The organism is Bacillus sp. FG16, assembly GCF_057809515.1.
In genome coordinates this window covers 36464-54057 of the sequence record NZ_JBMDKC010000017.1, presented here as the reverse complement: position 1 = coordinate 54057, position 17594 = coordinate 36464, and the positions used below count along the sequence as shown (strand labels likewise).

Below are 17594 nucleotides of genomic sequence, written 5' to 3'. Positions count from 1 at the left end.
GGCTATTAGTTTTCTACAGCATTAGTGAAAAAATGAAAATTTTTGGCGGAATGGCAAGGAATAACTAAAATAATGTCTGAAAACATATACAGGAGAAGTTTGTTATAATAACGGAGGAAAAGAAACTGGTAGAAACATGGAGGTATACATGAAGCAATTAAAAGGTATTATCATTTCAATTATCGCAATCCTGTCTATTTTAGTAGCAGTCTATGAAGTACTTGTGCCAGAGGAAACAAGTGTAAAGAAAACGAATACGTATGATCAAGTGTTAGAATTTCCGAAAGAACGTTATCCAGAGACAGGAAAACATATTACGGATGCTATAAAAGAAGGGCATTCAGAAGTTTGTACAATCGATCGTGGTGGTGCTGCAGATAGAAGGAAATTGTCGTTAGCACCATATCCATCAAAAAAAGGGTATGATCGTGATGAATGGCCAATGGCAATGTGCAAGGAAGGCGGAAAAGGAGCACATATTGAATATATAAGTCCGGCGGATAACCGCGGAGCAGGCTCTTGGGTAGGGAATAAGTTAGATAAATATCCAGATGGTACGCGTGTGAAGTTTGAAGTGAAGTAGTATTTGTACATTTCATAATGAAGGAGAAGGGGAACTATGGAGTTAACAATTTCTTATTCGCAATTAATGTTGATGAACTATGACGGTGAGCAGCCTTATGTAGACTGGACGGATGAAGATTTTGAAAGAGGTTATGCTGAGGCAGAGGGAACTGTTATTTTTGAAGCACTTTCTGATTATACTTGTGAAGTGAAAGTGACCCCAGGGAAACATATTGAAAAAGAAGAAGTGGTTAGAACGATTACGGTTCCTTTTACGGTTGAAAATGAAAGTATCGTTATAACGAGTATTCTTTCAAACAAATTTCAAATACCTATTCCAAATGGTGATTATACAGTTGTCTTACAAGCGATTCCTCTTGAAGAGCCAACGGATGATGAATTATATAAAATACAATACGAATTCTTCTTTGAAAGTAAAGAATAAAAAATGGGTTATCCTGAGAAAAGGATAACCCATTTTTTTTATGCGTTTGTTTTTAAAAGGGAACGAGCATCTTTCGCTGCTTGCACCATATGTTCTAAAGCTGGAATAACTTCTTCTGTTCTTCTCGTTTTTAAACCACAATCAGGATTAATCCAGAAATATTTAGGATCGCATACTTCTAAAGATTGTTCTACGATTTTATACATTTCATCTTTACTCGGTACACGTGGGCTATGAATATCATATACACCTAGACCGATGCCTTTTTCATATGTTGTATGTTTTAACGTATCAATAAATTCTCCGTGACTTCTTGATGTTTCGATAGAAATTACATCTGCATCTAATGCGCGAATCGCGTCAACAATATCTTCGAAGTTACTGTAACACATATGAGTATGAATTTGTGTTTCATTTGCTACAGAAGAAGTTGCTAAAAGGAAGGATTGTACTGCCCATGTAATATAAGCATCCCAATCTTTTTCTTTTAGTGGCATTCCTTCACGAAGTGCTGGCTCATCGACTTGGATTACTCTAATTCCGGAAGATTCAAGTAGTTCAATTTCGTGACGAAGAGCTAGTGCAATTTGATACGAAACTTCTTTTCTTGGAATGTCATTTCGAACGAAGGACCAATTTAAAATCGTAACAGGTCCAGTTAACATTCCTTTTACAACTTTCTCCGTTAAGCTTTGTGCATAAACAGTTTCCTTAATAGTCATTCCGTTAATAAAGGCTACATCACCATAAATAACAGGTGGTTTTACGCAGCGGGAACCGTATGATTGTACCCAACCGTTTTTAGTGAATGAGAAACCAGCAAGGCGCTCACCAAAATATTCGACCATGTCAGTTCTTTCAAATTCACCATGTACAAGGACGTCAAGACCAATTTCTTCTTGGTAACGAATCCATTTTTCTGTCTCTTTTTCAATAAATTGTTCATATTGTTCATTTGAAATAACGCCGTTACGCCACTCTTTTCGCGTTTGACGAACTTCAGTTGTTTGTGGGAAGCTACCAATAGTCGTTGTTGGTAATAGCGGTAACTCCAGGGCAACTTGTTGTAATTCGTATCGTTTTTCAAATGGAAGAGGACGTGAAAAATCTTCTTCTTTTAGTGCTGTTCGTGCTGCTTTGACATCTTCTCGGTTACGTGCAGCAGATGAACGAATTGTATGATGTACGTTTCGATATGTTTCCAGCTCATTACTAATGCTTTCTGTACCTTGAGTGAGAGCGGAATGAATAAGAACTAACTCTTCTAATTTTTGATTTGCAAATGCTAACGCATCAAATAGCTCAGTCGATAAGTGAGTTTCTTCTGTTTTATCGATCGGTGTATGCAATAAGCTACAAGAAGGCTGAACGATGAAATCTTTCGTTTGAACTTGTTTTTGTAACGTTGTAAATAACTCAAGAACTTCATCAAGGTCAGCTCTCCAAATGTTACGGCCGTCTATACAACCGACAGCTAAAGTTTTATCAGCTGGGAATCCATATTTTGAAATAGCATTTAAATTACCTTCTTTATCATGAATGAAATCTAATCCAATACCGGATACCGGGAATGTAATAATTTCTTCATAGTTTTCTTCTACGCTATCAAAATATGTTTGTAAAAGAAGAGTCGCATTTGGAACTTCTTTACGAATAGCTTCATAAATTTCTTTTGCTTGTTGAACTTCTTCTTTAGTTAAAGAAGCGAAAATCGGTTCATCAACTTGAATGGCTTGTGCACCAGCTGCATGTAGTTCTGAAAGCAGTTGTACGTAAGGTGCAACTAACTGTTTTAAAATGGTAGGAAATTGTTCTTGTGTATAGCCTTTAGCTAATTTTAAGAAAGTATATGGACCTAAAATAACAGGCTTTCCATCTACTCCTAATTCTTGTTTTGCCTCTTCGTATAAGCGAAGTGGACGATTATCTTTTAAAGAGATTTGTAATCCCTCTTCATATTCAGGAACGATATAGTGATAGTTTGTGTTAAACCATTTTGTCATTTCGGAAGCTACATGATCTTTAGAGCCACGCGCCATTGCGAAATATACATCAAGGTAAGATGTAAACTCAGAAAAACGTGATGGGATAAATCCTAGCATATAGGCAGTATCCAAAACGTGATCATAATATGTAAAGTCGCCAATTGGAATGAGTTCAATCCCTTTTTCTTGCTGTACTTTTACGTGTTGAAGGCGAATTTCTTTCATTGTTGTTAAAAATTGTTCTTCATCAATTTTATTGGACCAAAAAGCTTCCAATGTTTTTTTCCACTCTCGTTGTAGTCCGATACGTGGATAACCTAAGTTACTTGTTTGAATTGCCATTTTAAATTCCTCCCTAATTGAAAGTAAGCATTTCCGTTTACTAGGAAATACCTATAACAAAAAGTGCAAAGACATAGAAAATAAGCCTTCCTTTTTGTTTTAACACCTCATCATCATCCGTGAATCTATCAGTGTTGTTAAAACAGGCAGGTCTCCTGACTTATGCTTCATATAATTTCTTTCACCTTCCCGTTTTCACAGTGGCACCAAAAAGAAATCTCAGCATTTACAGTGGCGGGACCGTGTTGGAGTTTCACCAAGCTTCCCTTTTAAACACGAAACGAAATGTTCGTGTACCTATTTTCCTTTTGAAAGGAATTTAACAAGCGATATGATATTGAAACAAATTCTAACACAATTTTTGGAATTTTGTCTACTGTTTTAAAATAAGAAAATTCCAAAGTTTTTATTTCTTATTATTCTGACTTTTTAACTCTGAAGTAACTAATAATATTACAGTATAAAAAGAGAAATTGAGCTATGAAAGAAGTAGGGATGCCTTCTTTCATAGCTCAATTTTCATCTATAGCAACTTCTGAAAGTCGGCCTGCTATAGCATCTTTAAGGAGGGTGTTTAGCCATTGTAATTCAACTGTAATATGCTCAATTACACTTTGTAAAATATATAGTTGTGCACGTGAAACCTTTCCTTTATTACAATCATATATCGTTTGCATAGTATGTAAATATTGAAGAGTATCGTTTTTCTTTTTTTCTAAAATAGGAACTAATTCGTGATCATTGCTAAAGTGAGCGAAAGATAAGGCTGAATAAATAGGTTTATATATTTGGTTTTTTGCTTCGAATTGTTTTAATAGTAAAGTGTGGAATAGTTTTTTGCCTTCTTCTGTTATATGAAAAATCGTTTTGTCAGGTCGATTTGTGTCTCTAATTACATTTGTAATATGAATTGCACCTTGCTTTTCTAATTGCTCGAAGGCGTAATAAAGTGATCCTTTAGCATATTTAATATAACAATCCATTTGTCGTTCTTTCATAATATGCTGCACTTCATATGGATGTTTATCTCCTTCGAGTAGCAAGCCGAGAATGACTAATTTCATGCTCATGCTGTCTCAACTCCTGTATATAAAAACTTTATACATATTATAAACGGCATATCCTTTTTCATAAAGGGATATGCCGCTTCTTTTTTATATTAACTGACTTGCTTTTGTTTTTCTTTCTTTTTAGGGCCTGTAAAGAGGCGTTCATTTCCCATAAGTAAAATACAAATAACACTTAGTACAGCCGGGATGAGTGCCCAGAAGAATGTGTTCGCAATAGATGTAGCGAGAGCTTCTTTAATACCAGCTAATATTTCATCAGGAATTTTTGCGGTAGCGTCTGGTGATAATAAGAAGCTTGTGTCTCCACCTTTTGGAGCTAATTTTGCTAGTTCAGGGGGGAACACAGAGTTTAGTTTATCTGTAAAAACATGATTTTGAATTGTACCGAAAATCGTTACACCAAGAGTCATACCGAGTGATCGGAAGAATGAGTTTGTTGATGTCGCCGAACCGCGGTCTCGCATTTCTAACTTGTGAATAGAAGACATACTTAATACTGAGAATGAGAAGCCAACACCAAGCCCAGCGAGAATCATAAATAGTGTTACGAGTAAACGAGGTGTGTCCATTGTTAAAGTACTTAATGAATAAATACCAAGAACGAAGAAGACACCAGATACCATCATAATGTTACGATAGCTTGTTCGAGAAGCTAATTGTCCTCCTGTTTGACTTCCAATTACAGAACCAACCATCATTGGTGTTAAAATTAATCCAGCATTAGAGGCCGAACCTCCAAGAACGCCTTGAATGAAGATTGGAATATAAACTGTACAGATAATAAAAGCAGCACCATAGAAAAAGGCAACTCCTTGACTAGCTGCGAATAAAGGTTTTTTAAATAGATGGAACGAAATAATAGGCTCGGTTGCTTTTCGTTCTACAAAGAAGAAAATAATAAGTGTAATAACTACTGTTGTAAATAAGCCAATAATTACAGTGGAATTCCAGGCATATTCCTTACCACCAAGTTCTAATGCGAACATTAAGCAAACGATACTTATGACAAGTGTAATAGCACCAGCCCAATCAATTTTTTGTTTTCTAAATTCTAGAGACTCACTGTAGTATTTAGTAATGAAGAAAAAGGAGATAAGTCCTAATGGAATATTGATATAGAAGACCCAATGCCAACTTATATAGTCTGTAATATAAGCACCTAATAAAGGACCGAATACACTAGATGTCCCGAAAACAGCACCGAATAGCCCTGTCATCTTTCCGCGTTTTTCTGGTGGGAAGATATCATACATAATTGTAAAGGCGATAGGCATAAGGGCACCACCACCGATACCTTGAATAGCTCTATAAATACTTAATTGCTCAATACTTGAAGCTGTTCCGCAAAGCGCAGAACCGAATAAGAAAAGAATGAGGCCCCCAATATAAAAACGTTTCCGCCCGTACATATCAGAAAGTTTCCCGAAGATAGGCATCCCTGCCATTGTTGCTACCATATAAGCTGATGTGACCCAAACAAACTTATCAAAGCCTCCTAGGTCTCCAACGATTGTTGCCATTGCGGTTGCAACGATTGTATTATCCATTGCCGCCATTAATATACCAAGCAGTAAACCAGCAACAACAAATTTTGTCTTGTTGGCGTCTTTTTTTAATGGTTGAGTTTCCAAATATAACCCTCCTTTAGAAATAAGTAAACTATATTAAGTTTTGAGTGCAGTGGATAAAAAATTTAATATAGTTGATTTTAATTTCTTTTCCATAAGTGCACTAATATGCCATAAAGAATATTATAGTCAAATTTGACTATAAGGCAAACTTTTTCTTCCGTCAAAATATTCTTTCGTATGAGTAGAGAAAGAGTGAGACATACTGAATATTGCCATAAAGTTAATGAAGGAAATTGTAAAAAAATTTCATTAAGAACACCTTCTGTTAATAGATGAAAAATGGTTTTTTCTTCATATTGTCGAATAAGATAAAAGGAAGAGAAATATTAAACATTGCTTGTAGCAAGCTTTAGTAATTTTGGGAATTCATTGTGTGTATGGTACATCTGAAATGAGGTGAATATATATTATGAAAATATGGGGGCGAATTTCGAATACAGGAAAGTATTCAATACCGCTACAACCAGTATTGTGGATTGACGGATCGAAAAAGGAAAATGAATTTCCTCAAGTAGCCGTTACATTACAAATCGGTAGTATGTATACAGAACAATTTTCGTATGAATTGACCTACGATGTAAACGACATACTTATTATGCGAATTGAAGTGGAAAATAAAGGGGTAGAAATGATTTCGAGAGTTGTTGTAAGTCATATGATTCGAGATTACTTTGCTTATATTCCTAATTCTTTAAAAGTCGATAAGGGGATAAGTGAGTTTTTATTCCAGCTTGTAAGGTGGCGAATTGATGATTTGTTACCGAATGAAAAGGTGGAACTACGTTGTAAAATAAAAGCTAATAAAGATAAAGCTCTTAAACAAGCATTCTTTCAGGCTACATATACATTTCAAGATAAAGAGATATCATATGGTCCACTGCAAACAAATGAAGTTGTTGTGCGTCAATGATAAAAAGGAACCTATACAAAAGGTTCCTTTTTTTTAGTGAAGGTTGTGTTTTTTGAGTATTTTCTTTTGTTCGATTCCTTTTTTTCCTACATAGTTATTTTTGTAGCCAAAGTATAGAATAAATAAAAATGAAACAACATTAACAATAGCGTCGATTTGATCGTTTGTAATAAAGTGTATGCCGAAAGAGGTAAATAATAATTTTAATGATAATAGAAAACCAGCTAGTAAACGCATAGAATCTGATAGATTCTCTTTTTGTAGCATATAGATTACTCCTTTCTATAAAAGTTATATATTATATATATGAAATAGAGTAGAAAAGGTATACAAGCTTAAACAGAAATGTACATTGGATATGTACATTTTTTATTTTGTAGAAAAACATTATTGATATAGAAACATATATTGGTATAAAAGGGGGGAGAAGTATGAAACATAAAGGGAAAATTAGTGGGTTATTACTTGGGAATACAGTGGCAGTTACAGAATGGATTGCACTTCAGGATGTAATTGCAAAACTGGATTCACGATCATTTTATACCGTCTTTATTATTTATATATTGCAAATGATACTAAGTTATTATTTTGGACATTGGTACGATAAAAGAGCGAGCAAGCGTATGAATGTGGAAGTAGGAGGAATGGCAAGCAACGATTTTGTTGTTGATTTTTTTGGGAAAGTAGCCGCTTTATCTGAAAGAGATTCCCGTAATATTACAGTGTACATTCTTTCTGTAAAAGAATGGGAAGGATTAAAAGACACGTTGCAAGAAAAAAAATTGGGAGTGTTAGTAAAAAAATTGGAGAGTACCATTGTAAAGACAATCCGGAAGGGAGATGTTGTTACAAAGTGGGATGAAAATAAGTATGTTATTGTAGCAATTGATAATGGTCATGAAACATCAACAATAACAAACAGATTAATGAAAAATATTGAAAGTGAAATAGAAGGTGATTTACTCAGTGTCACTCTTCTATTTGGAGCAGCTAGCTATCCAGTAGAAGGAAAAACATTTGAAGAACTGTTGAGAAAGTCGCAAAATCAATTGTACCAGTATAGAAATTTACAAGAAAATGAGTAAAACTTTGATTTAAAGATATATGATAGGAAGAAGTTTTATTTGTAACATTTTTTTGACTTTTATTACAAAAAAAACTGCGTTTGTAATAAAAGTCTTTAAAAATATATGAAATAAGCATATAATTATGATGGTAGTGCCAATGCAATTTGCACAATGTGTTTTATTTTAAAAGTGTAGAGGAAAGCAAGCTCTACACTTTTCCTTTTTAGGAAATGAAAAGAATATTTGTAAGTTGTTGCGAGATATCGATTGTACTGTGTAAAATGAACAAAGAGATTATTTGATAGAAAGCTGGAAAGGGAATGATAGACGTGAGAGCGGAACGATCACCTTTTATCAGGTGAACTATTATAGTCTTATTAAGACTGAGGTGAAATTCTGTGGCCATTAAGGGAATACATAGTGTGAACAGGTTTTAAAAAACACGAAGTACTATACTTAAAGATGGATATGGAACTGCTAAATACTTCAAAAAGAATAATGTAATATTAAGTGATAATTTGTATAAACAATATTAATGATCTTCGTAAAAAAGATGCGAGTGTATAGAACAATTACATATTTTATAACTTTTTTATATTACACGATGGTCGTTTATAAGTAGGAGGAAGAGATGTTGAAATATAGTAAATTAGCAATTATAACTGCATTATCAATGACTTTATTAGCCGGTTGTTTTGGACCGAAACCAGAAGAAGAATTATATGTAGCGTTTGAAAACGCTGCTAAACAAGAAAAAACAATGTTTGAAGATGCAAAAAAACTTGAGAATTTAGAGAAAGAAGGACAAGAATTATATAACCAGATTGTGCAAGAGGGAAAAGATAATAATCAAACTGTTAAAGAAAAACTGAATCAAGCAGCAAAGAATACAACTGAACGAGAAAAAGTACTTACAAAAGAAAAAGAGGCTTTAAATAAAGCGCAAGAAGAAGTGAAGTCAGCTGATAAGTATGTGAAAAAAATTGAAGATAATAAGTTGAAAAATCAAGCTGATAAAGTGAAAAGCACTTATGAGAAACGACACGATTCATTTAATAAAATGTATGACAGCTATAATAAATCTTTAAAACAAGAAAAAGAGTTATATACAATGTTACAAGATAAAGGTACTAAATTAAAAGATATTAGTGAAAAAGTAAAAGTAGTAAATCAATCTTATAAGGATATTGAGTCAGAAAAAGATAAATTTAATGAATTCACAAAGTCTTATAATACAGAAAAAGTAGCTTTTTATAAACAAGCAAATATTAAAATTAAAGAAGAGAAAAAATAAAACAGTTTGGCCTACACTTGGCCAAACTGTTTTATTTTTTTGTATAAGTACGACTATACCATGGAACAGGTTCACTTAATTTTTTTTCTTGTTTCAATGCTTCAGGACCAATATAATCTTGAAGTGTTTTTTTTGCTACTGTTAAAGATAAGGTTGTTTTCGGATTTCGATAGGAGGATTCAAGATGACCAAGATGCGGTAGAATTCGAAAATCTTCTTTTGTAGGAGGGATGTGGAAAAAATAATCGCCTAAACGTATAAGGACATCAGATTGTTGTTGGCTAAAACGTGGGTTTCTAGAAAAATGTAATCCTTCTTTAATTGCTTTTTTTTCAGCAATCAAACGTTCTAAAGCTGTCTTTTTTAACCAGTATAAATATTTAGGGTTAGTAGCTGCTTTAGCATGACGATTCACAACGAAAATAGATTGAGCTAGTCGATTAATAGAATGTTGGTTTTGTAATTGAGATTGTGGTTGTGAAGGTTTCATATTGAATCTCCTTTCAATTTTTCATTATTATACCATAAATAAAAGAGGTTTTTATTATATGCAAAAAGTGATTGTATATATTTTCAATATTAAAGCAATATTGTTACAAAAAACAACTATTTTGTATAATAGTAATAGAATATGTTTTTGAAATTTGATAATGAAAGAGTGAGAAGTTTGAAAGAAATATTAAAACAACAGTATGCCATTATAGATATTGGATCTAATACAATGCGTTTAGTTATTTATGAAAAGCAAAATGGAGGTTTTTATAAAGAGATTGAAAATACGAAAGTGGTTGCTAGGTTAAGGAATTACTTAATTGATGGTGTGTTGAATGAAGAGGGAATAAAAGTATTATTACAGACATTAGTGCAATTTCAAGAAAGTACAAGGTTCCATCAGTTGCATCATGTACTTTGTGTTGCAACAGCAACAATTAGACAGTCTGAGAATCAAGAGGAAATTAAAAAGCTTGTTGAAGGACAAACGGACTTTACTCTTAGAGTATTATCAGAATATGAGGAAGCGCGTTACGGATACTTGGCGGTTATGAATTCTACATCGTTTTCAGAAGGAATAACGGTAGATATTGGTGGGGGAAGTACGGAAGTTACATACTTTAGAAATAGAGAGATTTTAGAGTACCATAGTTTTCCTTTTGGGGCACTTTCTTTAAAGCAACAATTTATTAAAGGTGATATTCCTACTACAGATGAGTTAGAGGGAATGCAACAGTATTTAGAGTTTCAATTTCGAACGTTACCATGGTTAATCAATAAGAAATTGCCTCTTATTGCAATTGGTGGTAGTGCGAGGAACTTAGTAAAAATCCATCAAAATTTAATATGTTATCCTATAGCAGGATTACATTTATACAAGATGACAGAAGAAGATATTGAAAATGTAAAAGATGAATTGGAAAAATTGTCGTTCATAGAACTTCAGAAATTGGAAGGCTTGGCAAAAGATCGAGCGGATACGATTATTCCAGCGGTTGAAGTATTTCATACACTTGTTAATGTTATAGAGGCACCGGCATTTGTATTAAGTAGAAAAGGGTTAAGAGAAGGTGTTTTCTATGAAGAGTTGACAAAAGATTTGGGGATTTCATATTATCCGAACGTAGTTGAAGAAAGTTTGCATTTACTATCACACGAATATGAAATGGATATGGAATTTGTTATTCAACTTATTAAACATGGAAGACTAATTTGCAAACAACTTGAGGAAATGGGGCTTATTTCTATGTCAGTAAAAGACTGGGAAGTGTTCCATCAAGCAGCGAAAGTATTTAATATAGGCAAATATATAGACGAAGAAGCGAGCCGTTTACATACGTTTTATTTATTAGCGAATAAGACAATTGATGGCATGATGCATAAAGATCGAGTAAGGCTAGCACTTATTGCATCGTATAAATCAAAAATGTTATTTAAACAACATTTATCTCCATTTGAAGGTTGGTTTGATAAAAGCGAACAAAAAAAAATCCGCCTATTAGGAGCTGTTTTACAATTTTCAGCTACTTTAAATGTAAGGCAACGATCGCTTGTTGATACGATATCTATAACAGAAAATGAAGAAGGATTAACGTTTAAAGCTTTATGTGAACAATCGGCATTAGCGGAAAAAGTGCAAGCTGAAAAACAAAAAAAACAGTTAGAAAGAGTACTAAAAATGAATATTAACTTGTCATTTGAACTAAAACATTAGGTTGTACGGATGTCTTTACAAAAAATTTACACTTTATAATATTGTAATTTGCTAAAATAAAAGTAACTAAATTATAGTAAAAAAGTTTCAAGGGGAAGTGTGAAGAGAATGGAATTATTGAAGGGGAATGCAGTAAATTTAAATGATACAGCTTATTACAATAATCGAGAGCTAAGTTGGTTAGCATTTAATGAACGTGTCTTACAAGAAGCGCAAGATGCAAATAATCCACTGTTGGAAAGATTGAAATTCATTAGTATTTTTAGTTCGAATTTAGATGAGTTTTTTATGGTACGCGTAGCGGGATTAAAGGATCAAGTGAGTGCTGGATTTAACCAACCAGAAAATAAAGCTGGCTTCACACCAAAAAAGCAATTAAATAAAATTGCGATAAAAGCCCATGCACTAATGACAATACAATATGATACATTTAAAAATTATGTATTGCCAGCGCTTGAATTAGAGGGGATTGAACGTTTAACATTCAATGATTTGACGAAAGAGCAGCGAGAATTTATAGAAGAGTATTTTGATGAGCAAATTTTTCCTGTGTTAACTCCTGTAGCTATTGATGCATATCGTCCATTTCCAATGTTATTAAACAAAAGTTTGAATTTAGCTACTCTTTTATATGATGAGAAGCAAGCGGAAGAAGAAAACAGGACGAAGTTAGGAATTGTACAAGTTCCTTCATTACTTGAGCGCTTCATAATTTTACCGAGCGAAGGGCAAAAGCATAAATTTATTTTATTAGAAGACGTAATTAGTAGCTTTACTCATAAATTATTTACGGGATATACAGTATCATCTGTTACTCGTTTCCGTATTACACGCAATGCCGATTTAACGATTCATGAAGAAGGTGCGAGAGATTTATTAAAGGTAATTGAAAAAGAATTAAAAAAGCGTAAGTGGGGGGCTGCTGTACGTTTAGAAGTTGGGAAAGAACACATTGATGAAAGAGTATTAGCGTTATTATATGAGGTTCTGGAAGTAAAAGATGAAGATGTATATATAATGGATGGTCCATTAGATTTAACATGCTTGTTTTCTTTATATAAAAAACTAGCTCCTTTATATGAACATCTTGTATATCCGGCTCTTATTCCGCAACCGCCTCAAGACTTAGGTGATGAAGAAGATGTATTTGAAAAAGCAATCGAGCATGATATTTTATTACATCATCCTTTTGAATCATTTCAGCCGGTAGTTGATTTTGTCCGTGATGCGGCAGACGATCCGAATGTACTTGCGATTAAACAAACGTTATATCGAGTAAGTGGTGATTCACCGATTATTCAGGCATTAAAGATAGCGGCTGAAAAAGGAAAACAAGTGACGGTATTAGTTGAATTAAAGGCAAGATTTGATGAAGAAAACAATGTTCATTGGGCTAAAGAATTGGAACAGGCAGGCTGTCATGTTATTTACGGTGTAAGTCACTTGAAAACACATAGTAAAATTACGTTAGTTGTAAGAAGAAAAAACGGAAAAATTGAAAGGTTCGTACATCTCGGGACTGGAAACTATAATGATGCAACAGCGAAGTTATATACTGATTTTGGATATATTACATCAAGAAAAGACTTTGGGGTCGATGCAACCAATTTCTTTAATTATTTAAGTGGTTATACAACAAAGCCACATTTTCATCATTTATCGGTTGCTCCATTTGATATAAGAGAGCAATTTATGGATTTAATAGATGAAGAAATCCGTTATCATAGGCAATATGGAAATGGATACATTATCGCTAAGATGAATTCATTAACAGATAAACCATTAATTAAAAAAATGTACGAAGCATCACAAGCTGGAGTAAAGGTAGAGCTCATTGTTCGAGGAACATGTTGTCTAAGACCTGGTATTCCAAATGTAAGTGAAAATATTCGTGTAGTTAGTGTTGTTGGAAGATATTTAGAACATAGCCGTATTTATTATTTCCATCATAATGGCGAGGAGAAAATATATTTATCTTCAGCTGATTGGATGACGCGAAATATGGAGAAGCGAGTGGAAATATCTTTCCCGATATTAGATATTGAAATGAAGGCACGAATTAAGGCGATTTTACAGCTTACATTAGCTGATAATGTGAAAACACGTGAACAAAATAAAGATGGTGATTACTATTATGTTATTAATGGTAGTACAGAAGAAATTGATAGCCAAGTGAAGTTGTTTAAGATGGCGTATCAAAATACAGACGCTGAATAATGAAAAATGAAAAAAGTAAAAACCTCTTATGGACATAAGAGGTTTTTACTTTTTTCTACTCATATGCTCCCAAAATGGAAGGATGAGTAGAAACAATAGTTTTATTATAAGCGTGTAATGAGGTGGCTCGTTGAGAGAATAATATTTGAAAGAATAGTTATTTTAACTTAGTAATAGTATGGTTGTTGACATGGTCCACCGTAACAAGGATAAGGTGCTGGCGGCGGGAAAGGTGGTGGATAAGGTGGGTAAAATGGTCGCGGGCCGAAAGCTAATGCTCCGCCGAGTAATCCACCAGCAATTCCAGCTAGAAAGGGAACGCCAAAAAACGGGAAGAAGCGTGAATCGCCTACTGGACCAATAGGTGCTGAACGGACTGGGATTGGTTGATAATATGGATACATGAACATACCTCCTTTATTGGACTCACTTTCATCATATGGTAAATGAAACGTGGATGAGCGCGTACAAGAAAGGATATGCAAGAAAATAGGCGAATTATTACGAATGTTGGAGTATAAAAAGTGTAATTTCAGGTTTTGACATAAAACGGAATGGGACACGTGTTCTTCCCAAGCCTCGATTGACATAGAGAGTTAAATCCTGAATTGTATAGAAGCCTTCAATATAGTCTTTGGCGAGTGATGGTGTAATAATAGCTCCTAAAAAAGGAATTTGTACTTGTCCGCCGTGGCTATGACCAGAAAGTTGCAAGTTGATTGGATATTTGGAAACTTTGGGCGCGATATCTGGTTCGTGAACAAGAACAATGTTATAAGTATTTTCCCGTGCATGCTCTAATGTTTTCTCTATTTTTGGTTTGCCTATTAGTATATCATCGAGACCGAAAATAGAAATTTCACTATTATCCATTAGATGAATTCTTTTTTCACTATTTAGCAATAGTTCAAATCCAGATTCACGCATGATGTGCTCATAGTATTCCGTTCCATATCCACCGTGATCATGGTTACCATAAATAGCGAATTTCCCGAAGGGGGCTTGTATATTTTTTAAAATGGATGCAACGAAAGGGGTGTCAGTATACGTTTGGTAATTATCAATGAGATCTCCAGTAAAAAGGACAATATCTGGATTTACAGCATTAATTTTAGAAACAACTTGAGATAAATGTTGAAGCGAGAAATAGTATCCGAGATGTAAATCGCTGAATTGAAGAATTTTCATACCATGAAAACTTTTTGGGATGAGTTGTGATTTTAATGTGTGCTGTGTAAAAGAAATGAAATGGGGCTCTATATATTTAGCATAGTAGTATCCGATGCTACTGGTTATAAATGAATAGAGACAAGTACGCATACCAATTTTTAAAAAATCTCTTCTTGTAATGTGCTTCATAAAAATATGAGTATACCTCAATGTTTTTATTCCATTTATAGGATACTCAAATCTCCTTTCAGTTTATTTAAAATATATTTTGCATAACAAAAAATTAGTATAGATTACGAAAAAAATGAATGAAAGAAAGTTCTTTATATTAAAATATCAGAAAAATTTAAAAATATAAAGATTTCTATTAAATAAAGTGATAAAATGAATGTGTATTCATTTTTTGGAGGGGATGTATGTGAAAGAAAAGGTAGTTATTATAACAGGTGGATCGAGTGGAATGGGAAAAGGAATGGCAACTCGTTTTGCAAAAGAAGGGGCACGAGTTGTTATTACAGGACGTACAAAGGAAAAACTAGAGGAAACAAAGTTGGAAATTGAACAATTTCCAGGGCAAGTATTACCTGTACAAATGGATGTAAGAAATACAGATGACATTCAGAAAATGATTGAACAGATTGATGAGAAGTTTGGTCGAATTGATGTTTTAATAAATAATGCAGCTGGCAACTTTATTTGTCCAGCAGAAGATTTATCTGTGAATGGCTGGAATTCAGTCATTAATATTGTGTTAAACGGTACATTTTATTGTAGCCATGCTGTCGGAAAATATTGGATTGAAAAAGGTATAAAAGGGAATATCATTAACATGGTAGCAACGTATGCATGGGATGCAGGGCCAGGAGTGATTCATTCGGCTGCAGCGAAGGCAGGAGTATTAGCGATGACGAAGACGCTCGCTGTTGAGTGGGGACGTAAATATGGAATACGAGTTAACGCTATTGCGCCAGGACCAATTGAACGTACGGGCGGTGCTGATAAATTATGGATTTCAGAAGAAATGGCTAAGCGTACGATACAAAGTGTTCCGCTTGGAAGGTTGGGTACGCCAGAAGAAATCGCTGGTCTAGCTTATTATTTATGCTCAGATGAAGCTGCGTACATAAATGGAACTTGCATGACAATGGATGGAGGACAACATTTACATCAATATCCATTTTAAAAGGGATAAAAAAATGAATGTTTGATTCATTTTTTTATGATTAAATGTGACAGAATTGTTACATGTGAAAGAAAAGTGTTTACAAGAGGTCATATATACGTTATATTTAAGACCTCTTTTTTCTTCATAGTAGAATTGCTAATTCCCCTTAGCATTTTACCCCTCTAATCCCTTCAGGAAAACTGAAGGGATTTTTTATTATTTTTCCGTAAATATCATGTTATAATTTTTGAAAAGTAAAGGGAGGGAAGCACGTTGATAGATGCATTAGATGTAATGAGTAACTTGGATAAAGTCCTTCCTTATTATCAAGCTATTTTTAGTGCTGATGAGCATACTGTAATTGGATATGAAGTAGTAGGACGTATTCAAACAGAAGAGGGCATACAAAGTTTAGCTTCTTTCTTTCACGATGATTCGATTCCAAGTGAATTTCAACTGGAAGCGGATAACATTATAGTAGAAAAAGCTTTAAATCGTTATTTAGAAAGCGATCAAAAATTATTATTATTTATACATCGAAATGCTAATGTATTAATGAATGATGATGATGAAAGCTTGCTTCAACTTTTATTGAGGTATGAAGAACAAGGTTTAAATTTAAAACAAATTGTTTTAGAGATTACAGAGCATGAATGTAAAGAAGATATAGAGCAATTTAATCATTTGCTTATGTATTATCGTACATATGGTATTCAAATTTCGATTAATAAAGTCGGAACGGGCACAAGTAATTTAGAGCGTATTAGCGTGTTAGCACCTGATATTTTAAAAGTAGATTTAACGAACTTAAGGCAAACAGCACTTTTACAATCTTATCAAGATATTTTATATTCTTTATCATTACTTGCTAGAAGAATTGGTGCAACCTTGTTATATGAAGAAATAGATGCTTTTTATCAACTGCAATATGCTTGGAAAAACGGTGGAAGATATTATCAAGGTAATTATTTGAAAGAATGTTTACCTGATTTTATTGAAACGAATGTTTTGAAAGAGCGACTTGGTAATGAATGTCATCAGTTTATTCAGCATGAAAAGAAGAAGTTACAAAAAATTTATAATTTAACAGAGATGTTACGCGATCGAATTGGCGATGTTTTATCAAAACAAAAAAAGAATGAAGATATAAATAATTGGTTATTACAATTTAGTCAAAGTGTATCACAGTGTAGTTTTCGTATATTTATTTGTAATGAAGATGGTTTCCAACAATCAGGAAATGTTATGAAAAAAGATGGAGAATGGATTGTGATGCCGGATTATTATATGAAGAACTGGAGTTGGCGCCCGTATTTTCTCGAGAATATCATGAAAATGCGTTTTGAGAATAAGGCGAGGCTTTCAGATTTATATGCAGATATCGAAACGGGTGAAATGGTACGAACATTTTCTTTCCCGATTGATGATGACAACTTTTTATTTATAGATTTATCTTATGAATATTTATATGAAGAAGATGTTTTATTTTAATGCACGAAGAGATTCGTGCATTTTTTGTTTGTTTTTA

The 17594-nt window shown here is 33.5% G+C and carries 16 protein-coding genes and 1 riboswitch; of the genes, 9 read left to right on the top strand and 7 right to left on the bottom strand.

All coding sequences use genetic code 11. The features are described from left to right. The first annotated feature begins 148 nt into the window (after positions 1-148). Positions 149-583 (top strand): DNA-entry nuclease, encoded by a 435-nt coding sequence (gene nucA / locus ACODS7_RS09015; RefSeq protein ID WP_000811494.1) that lies wholly within the window; start codon positions 149-151, stop codon positions 581-583. Positions 584-619: 36 nt separating this feature from the next. After that, positions 620-1009 carry a competence protein ComJ gene (locus ACODS7_RS09010; RefSeq protein WP_016080432.1) on the top strand — a complete coding sequence of 130 codons (390 nt, stop codon included), beginning with the start codon at positions 620-622 and terminating at the stop codon, positions 1007-1009. A 38-nt stretch (positions 1010-1047) separates the two neighbouring features. Here ACODS7_RS09010 and metE read toward each other — a convergent pair whose 3' ends face one another. The 3 genes from metE to ACODS7_RS08995 all read right to left on the bottom strand — a co-directional run bounded on the left by metE (position 1048) and on the right by ACODS7_RS08995 (position 6037). Beyond that, a complete protein-coding gene (gene metE, locus ACODS7_RS09005; RefSeq protein WP_243168374.1) occupies positions 1048-3336 on the bottom strand; it encodes a 5-methyltetrahydropteroyltriglutamate--homocysteine S-methyltransferase in 2289 nt (762 codons plus the stop codon). A gap of 128 nt (positions 3337-3464) precedes the next feature. Next, a riboswitch (cobalamin riboswitch) is annotated at positions 3465-3652 on the bottom strand. Between the two features lie 196 nt (positions 3653-3848). Continuing rightward, positions 3849-4406 carry a PadR family transcriptional regulator gene (locus ACODS7_RS09000; protein WP_016080434.1) on the bottom strand — a complete coding sequence of 186 codons (558 nt, stop codon included), beginning with the start codon at positions 4404-4406 and terminating at the stop codon, positions 3849-3851. 89 nt (positions 4407-4495) lie between these two features. After that, positions 4496-6037, bottom strand: a complete 1542-nt coding sequence (locus ACODS7_RS08995) for an MDR family MFS transporter (protein ID WP_029443156.1) — start codon at positions 6035-6037, stop codon at positions 4496-4498. A gap of 409 nt (positions 6038-6446) precedes the next feature. Between ACODS7_RS08995 and ACODS7_RS08990 the strand changes: the two genes are divergently transcribed. Then, the gene (locus tag ACODS7_RS08990; RefSeq protein WP_016080436.1) at positions 6447-6947 is read left to right on the top strand and encodes a hypothetical protein; all 501 of its coding nucleotides are present in this window, start codon (positions 6447-6449) and stop codon (positions 6945-6947) included. A gap of 33 nt (positions 6948-6980) precedes the next feature. On the opposite strand, the gene ACODS7_RS08985 is transcribed toward ACODS7_RS08990, so the two are convergent. Next, a complete protein-coding gene (locus tag ACODS7_RS08985) occupies positions 6981-7214 on the bottom strand; it encodes an SPP1 phage holin family protein (RefSeq protein WP_016080437.1) in 234 nt (77 codons plus the stop codon). A gap of 164 nt (positions 7215-7378) precedes the next feature. Between ACODS7_RS08985 and ACODS7_RS08980 the strand changes: the two genes are divergently transcribed. Together ACODS7_RS08980 and ACODS7_RS08975 are read left to right on the top strand one after the other, a co-directional pair. Continuing rightward, positions 7379-8032 (top strand): diguanylate cyclase domain-containing protein, encoded by a 654-nt coding sequence (locus ACODS7_RS08980; RefSeq protein ID WP_016080438.1) that lies wholly within the window; start codon positions 7379-7381, stop codon positions 8030-8032. A 613-nt stretch (positions 8033-8645) separates the two neighbouring features. Next, on the top strand, positions 8646-9308 hold the full coding sequence (locus ACODS7_RS08975; protein ID WP_029443155.1) for a YkyA family protein: 663 nt from the start codon (positions 8646-8648) through the stop codon (positions 9306-9308). A gap of 31 nt (positions 9309-9339) precedes the next feature. Here ACODS7_RS08975 and ACODS7_RS08970 read toward each other — a convergent pair whose 3' ends face one another. Continuing rightward, on the bottom strand, positions 9340-9798 hold the full coding sequence (locus ACODS7_RS08970; protein ID WP_000804864.1) for a YkyB family protein: 459 nt from the start codon (positions 9796-9798) through the stop codon (positions 9340-9342). Positions 9799-9939: 141 nt separating this feature from the next. Here ACODS7_RS08970 and ACODS7_RS08965 point away from each other — a divergent pair, with 141 nt between their 5' ends. Continuing rightward, positions 9940-11514 (top strand): Ppx/GppA family phosphatase, encoded by a 1575-nt coding sequence (locus ACODS7_RS08965; protein WP_243168375.1) that lies wholly within the window; start codon positions 9940-9942, stop codon positions 11512-11514. Positions 11515-11622: 108 nt separating this feature from the next. After that, the gene (locus tag ACODS7_RS08960) at positions 11623-13731 is read left to right on the top strand and encodes a polyphosphate kinase (protein ID WP_029443154.1); all 2109 of its coding nucleotides are present in this window, start codon (positions 11623-11625) and stop codon (positions 13729-13731) included. A 167-nt stretch (positions 13732-13898) separates the two neighbouring features. On the opposite strand, the gene ACODS7_RS08955 is transcribed toward ACODS7_RS08960, so the two are convergent. Together ACODS7_RS08955 and ACODS7_RS08950 are read right to left on the bottom strand one after the other, a co-directional pair. Then, positions 13899-14135 (bottom strand): hypothetical protein, encoded by a 237-nt coding sequence (locus tag ACODS7_RS08955; protein WP_000283738.1) that lies wholly within the window; start codon positions 14133-14135, stop codon positions 13899-13901. 97 nt (positions 14136-14232) lie between these two features. Next, positions 14233-15090 (bottom strand): metallophosphoesterase, encoded by an 858-nt coding sequence (locus tag ACODS7_RS08950; protein WP_048563890.1) that lies wholly within the window; start codon positions 15088-15090, stop codon positions 14233-14235. 229 nt (positions 15091-15319) lie between these two features. Between ACODS7_RS08950 and fadH the strand changes: the two genes are divergently transcribed. After that, positions 15320-16084, top strand: a complete 765-nt coding sequence (fadH, locus tag ACODS7_RS08945) for a 2,4-dienoyl-CoA reductase (RefSeq protein ID WP_000660913.1) — start codon at positions 15320-15322, stop codon at positions 16082-16084. Between the two features lie 255 nt (positions 16085-16339). Next, the gene (locus ACODS7_RS08940) at positions 16340-17557 is read left to right on the top strand and encodes an EAL domain-containing protein (protein WP_016080443.1); all 1218 of its coding nucleotides are present in this window, start codon (positions 16340-16342) and stop codon (positions 17555-17557) included. Positions 17558-17594 lie beyond the last annotated feature (37 nt).